5 protein-coding genes are annotated in these 5518 nt (G+C 42.0%); 3 read left to right on the plus strand and 2 right to left on the minus strand.

Going from position 1 to position 5518, the window contains the following annotated elements; all coding sequences use genetic code 11:
• Positions 1-250: 250 nt before the first annotated feature.
• Both PUQ00_RS16670 and PUQ00_RS16675 read right to left on the minus strand, forming a co-directional pair.
• On the minus strand, positions 251-1153 hold the full coding sequence (locus PUQ00_RS16670) for an alpha/beta hydrolase-fold protein (RefSeq protein ID WP_300418688.1): 903 nt from the start codon (positions 1151-1153) through the stop codon (positions 251-253).
• Between the two features lie 136 nt (positions 1154-1289).
• The gene (locus PUQ00_RS16675; protein WP_300418690.1) at positions 1290-2267 is read right to left on the minus strand and encodes an alpha/beta hydrolase-fold protein; all 978 of its coding nucleotides are present in this window, start codon (positions 2265-2267) and stop codon (positions 1290-1292) included.
• Between the two features lie 288 nt (positions 2268-2555).
• Between PUQ00_RS16675 and PUQ00_RS16680 the strand changes: the two genes are divergently transcribed.
• From PUQ00_RS16680 to PUQ00_RS16690, 3 genes are all read left to right on the plus strand, one after another.
• Positions 2556-3497 (plus strand): lysylphosphatidylglycerol synthase domain-containing protein, encoded by a 942-nt coding sequence (locus tag PUQ00_RS16680; protein ID WP_300418692.1) that lies wholly within the window; start codon positions 2556-2558, stop codon positions 3495-3497.
• Positions 3498-3620: 123 nt separating this feature from the next.
• Complete coding sequence (locus PUQ00_RS16685) at positions 3621-4061, plus strand: hypothetical protein (RefSeq protein WP_300418694.1); 441 nt, start codon at positions 3621-3623, stop codon at positions 4059-4061.
• 60 nt (positions 4062-4121) lie between these two features.
• A partial coding sequence (locus PUQ00_RS16690) for a tetratricopeptide repeat protein (protein WP_300418754.1) occupies positions 4122-5518 on the plus strand: 1397 nt, incomplete at its 3' end.

Below are 5518 nucleotides of genomic sequence, written 5' to 3' on the forward strand. Positions count from 1 at the left end.
TTCGCGTCTCTACAAGGGTTCTAGATAACGCATATTTAATTTCACCAGATGTCTATTATACCCATCCCCAACCCCTAAGAGCTTGCGGGAAGGGGAGCCAAAGCTACGCTTTGTCTCTTTTGGGGTTCTTCGGGTTTAATAAGGAATCAAGCGGACATAATATAACACCTTAATTTTAATGCCGTAGTAGAAAGGAAGCGGTAGAACCTGAGTTTTCAAATTTTAACTCCTAACTCCTAACTCCTAACTCTTAACTCTTAACTTTTTTAAACTGTTCTCCTACATAGGATAGTGAATCTTTGAGATGTTTGTGGAAGTAGTTCCAGCCGATATCTGCACCAGACAAACCATGACCTCCAGGAAATGCATAAAATACGTGAGCAATGCCTAATTTATTTAAGGTTTCGTTGAAGGCTTTGGTAGAAGCTAACAAATTAGTATCGTTCAGACCCGCATCCAGGTAAACACGCAATCGCTTCCTATCTTCAACTGGTAGCTGTTGCACGATTTGTTGGGGACTATTTTGTGAACCGCTATTATCGGTAAAGTAACCGCTATGGCTAAACAAAATCTGGAAGTTGTTAAGATAGCGTAACCCGATATTAAAAGCCCCCCATCCCCCAGAAGACAGACCTCCCAGGGCCCAAAACTGGGGTTCTTCCATAGTTCGGTAGCGCGACTTGACAACTTGTACTAATTCTGATCCAATCAAAGTCCCCACTTTGCCATTCGGCCCATCAAAATAATCGGGGTCGTATAAAGGATTGGAACCGCGATTATCATTACCATCAGGTGTAATCACAATCGATGGCGGTAATTTTCCACTTTGATAAAGTTCATGCAGTACGTCTAAGAGTGCGTATTTATCAGCGTAAGCACGAGCATCATCATGACCACCGTGTAATAAGAATATCACAGGGTAGCGCTTTTGCTGATTTTTGTTGTAACTAGGGGGCAAAATCACACCGTAGTTGCGGACTGCACCCATCGCTTGGGAGTTGAAGGTTGCTAATTGAAACTTTAGCCCAGTATTTGCCTCTTCTTGGGGCGGGTCTAGTTGTGGCGCACCTAAGATGAATACATAATAATAACCGGCGGTCGTCAGGAGTGCGATCGCTCCTACCAAGCTAATTAAAAATTTAGAAATCTTCATATTTTTTTAGCGTTTAAAAAAATCACCTCCATTAAAACTTACTATAATTAATCTGCTGAAAAATTGCACCAAAGTTTTCGATGTTGACCTTTGGATGTCAACCTTTTGGCAAAATGCATTATTTCCACTGAAAGTTCTAATAACTTCGGGTATTTTTATCCCGATTAAAACCTAAATGCTCATCTTGATGAGCTATTTCAGAATATCTAAATTGTTTTCCCACGAATGTCAAAGAATCCGCTAAGTGTTCCCGCCAGTATTGCCAAGTGTGACTACCAGGAAACTGACGAAACGAATTAGAAATTTTGAGTTCGTTTAGGACTTTAGTAAATCGTTGGGCTTCGTCGATTTCTTCAATATCTGATTTCCCTGAATCTAGGTATATCCGTAACCTCTTTTTAGCTTCCAAAGGAATAGTTTTGATATAAGATATCGGACTATTTATCGGGCCGCTTTTATCATGAAAATAACCACTATGACTAAATAAAATCGAGAAATGATCCAGGTTGTGTAATCCCACATTCATTGCTCCCCAACCACCTGAAGATAAACCACCTATCGCCCAAAAATCTGGATTAGTTAGTGTACGATAACGGCTTTGCACAACTTTTACTAACTCATCCCCCACGGCTGTGGAAACTTTACCGTTAGGGCCATCGATATATGCGGGGTCTCGGTAGGGACTAGAGCCACGTTTGTCATTGCCATCTGGTGTGATGATGATGCTGGGTGGCAACTTACCTGTAGTATAAAGTTGTTCCACAGTCTTGAGAGCTTGTCCCTTGTTCTGAATAAACCAATCTGTGGGATAACCATGTCCACCGTGGAGGAGAAAGATTACAGGATAACTTTGTTTTAGGCTTTGTTTATAGCCCGGTGGTAAAGAAACGCCGTAGGTACGACTTGCGCCCATTACTCGACTATTGTAGGTTTCAATCTTATAAGTTAGAGAAGTAGCGAAATCGCTAGTATTTGGCTGGGTTGAAAGAGGGGAAGGCGTTGTTTGTAAATCCTGCGGTTGAGGTGGTTTTGCTGTTACACTTTGACTGTAATTACAGCCAACTAGAGTTAATACTGAAACTAGCAAGAGAATTTTAGATTGTTTGTAGTTCATTTATAATTTATCAGTTATCACTATAAAAACAACTCTGTATAGCAATCCTAAATGAGTTGTCAGAAAATTCACCCCCCGGCTATCGCCGTCCCCCTTACCAAAGGCGGGTAACAACAATCTCAATTTTCACGAATGATTTAGGACTGCTATAGCTAGTGTTTATCTTCAAAAGTTTATGCAAATGATATGTCAATGCTGTGTCAACCTGATGGAAACTTTGCGACTGCTAGTAAGTTAAAAGTCAAGAGTTAGGATACGTTTCTTTACTTAGTACTCAGGACTTTTAAAATGGTTAAAAAGTTGCGACTCAAATTTAGCACATTGTTCGGCTTGTCCCTGCTGGTGCTTTCCCTGTGGGCGATCGCTAACGAATTGCATGAGTATAATTATCGTGATATCCTCAACTCTCTAGCTGCTATTCCCAAAAGTCGCTTAAGCTGGGCAATTTGGCTGACAGCATTGGGCTATCTAGTGATGATTGGGTACGATATCTTAGGTTTTAGCTACATTAATCGTTCCCTAAGTTGGAACAAGATTGCTCTAACCAGCTTTATTAGCTCTGCGTTTAGTAATACCATAGGTTTTGCCTTGCTGACTGGCAGTGCTATCCGTTATCGATTTTACTCTAGTTGGGGAGTGTCAGCAGTCGCGATCGCTCAAGTAATTGCTTTCGCCAATTTTACTTTTTGGTTGGGAATGTTTGCCGTTGCAGGTTGCTTGTTCGTCATCAACCCCCTAAAAATTCCCACTCAATTACATTTACCTTTTGCCACCGTGCGTCCCATCGGCGTGATTTTTCTGCTATTGGTTGCTGCTTATTTGTTAGGAAGTATTTTTATTAAACAACCATTAATAATTCGGGGACAAGAGTTTCAATTTCCTACTTTTAAAATATCACTGGCTCAAATCGCAATTTCTAGTTTTGACTGGATTCTTGCGGCGGCGGTTCTTTATGCTGTGCTTCCTAGTAATACATCTTTGTCTTATCTAGATTTTTTGGGAATCTACTTATTAGCGATGTTTGCAGGTGTTGTTAGTAATGTCCCCGGTGGTTTGGGAGTATTTGAAACTGTGATGTTGCTCTTGCTTTCCTCTAAACTTTCTGGGGCGGCAGTTTTGGGATCACTGTTAGCTTATCGTGGATTATACTACTTTTTACCTTTGCTACTTGCAGCGGGTTGGCTGGGAATATATGAAATTAGATTTAGATCCGGTAATTTAAAAAATTAAAGTGAGATAAGATTCCCGACTTCTCTTGTTTTATAATTTATTCTGGTATTTGCTCTCCATTAACTATTTAGAGACTGTTAGACTGAGAACCATAAGTAAAATCTCGTATATTTTGGCAAACTTATGGAGCCAGTATCACTCACAGCAGCTGCGATCGCAACCTTGGTCATCACCAAAGCTATAGAAAAAACCGTAGAGAAGATCACAGAAGGTACACTGGACAAGCTAAAATTGCTGCGTCAAAAAATTTGGGATAAGTTCCAGGGTAAGCCGAAAGTACAACAAGCCTTAATAAAGGCCGAACAAGGTTCTAAGGAAGATTTAAACTTTGTTGCTGCCTACTTACAGGTGGAAATGGACACCGACACCCAATTTGGTGAAGAAGTTCAAAGCCTTGCCCAACAGATTCACCAAGAAATTAATATTGGTAAAGTTCAAGGTAAAAATGTCCAGAATGTTTACGGTGGCCAAGGTTTTCAAAGCAATGATAGTAAAGCTCCTACCTTTCAAGGCGTAGACAATAGCCCCATTACTATCAATTACAATCAGAATTCCCCTGATTGACTAAAGTCGCTTGAAGGGGAACGGGCAAAGTTAAATCCCCCGACTGGAATACCGCAAAATTTGCCCCTGAGTGGGGTACTGGAGTTTGTCGGGCGTGAGAAAGAATTGCAAAATCTTCACCAACTTTTGCAGGATAATGAACAAGTTACGATCGCTGCTATTGCTGGAATGGGTGGAGTTGGTAAAACAGAACTTGCCTTACAATATGCCATCCAGCACCGCGAAACATATAACGGTGGGCTTTGCTGGTTGCTAGCAAAAACTGGGGATGTGGGCATTCAAGTTGTGCAGTTTGCGAGAACGCAGCTTGATTTAAACCCGCCAGAAGATTTTGATATACTCGCCCAAGTGCAATATTGTTGGCGGCATTGGCGTGAGGGTGATGTGCTGCTAGTACTGGATGATGTCACCGACTACGAGCAACTCAAGCCTTACTTACAGTCGCTACCTTCTCGGTTTAAAGTGCTGATAACTACCCGCCAAAACTTGGGACGCATTGCACAGTTATCTTTGGATGTGCTGCAACCAGAGGCGGCGCTGGAGTTATTAAGGTCTTTGCTCAAAGAAACAGCAGAGCGAATTGACCGAGAATTAGCTTTAGCAAATCAGTTGTGTGAGTGGCTGGGATATTTACCTTTGGGTGTGGAATTAGTGGGGCGCTATCTGGCGCGGAAACAGGATTTATCTTTAGCAGAAATGTTGCGGCGGTTGGAGAACAAGCGATTAGATGAGCGTTCCCTCTCTAAATCTAAGTCGGAAGCCGACATGACAGCACAACGAGGTGTGTTAGCAGCCTTTGAGTTGAGTTGGCAGGAATTAGAGGACGACGATAAACAATTGGGCTGTTTATTGAGTTTATTTGCCGCCGCACCCATACCCTGGAAGTTGGTGGAACAGTGTTTACCAGATGAAGATACCGAAGATTTAGAGGAAATTAGAGATGATAGCTTGTTGAACCTGCATTTTCTCCACCGCAAAGGTGAGGGAATCTATCAACTACATCCACTGCTAAGGGAGTTTTTCCAATATAAGCTTACATCTTTAGAACAGGCAGAGGAATTTAAGCGATCGCTTTGCAAGGTAATGATAGCAGTTGCCAAAGATATTCCTCAAGACCCCACCCTTAAGCAAATCACTGCTGTTTCCGCCGACATACCTCACATTGCGGAAGTAGCGCATAATCTGATTCAACACATCAGTGATGAAAATTTAATTTGGCCATTCATCGCTAATGCTCGATTCTACAATGGTCAGGGGTTATATGACCAGGCTTTACCTTGGTATAAGCAGTGTTTAGAAGTTACCAAAAAACGTTTGGGTGAAGAACATCCATCTGTCGCCACTAGCCTCAACAACCTCGCAGAACTTTACCGTTCCCAAGGCAGATACAGCGAAGCCGAACCCCTTTACATCCAAGCTTTAGCACTCAGCCGCAAGCTGCTGGGAGAAGAACATCC

The organism is Nostoc sp. S13 (assembly GCF_029379315.1).
Lineage (GTDB): Bacteria > Cyanobacteriota > Cyanobacteriia > Cyanobacteriales > Nostocaceae > Nostoc.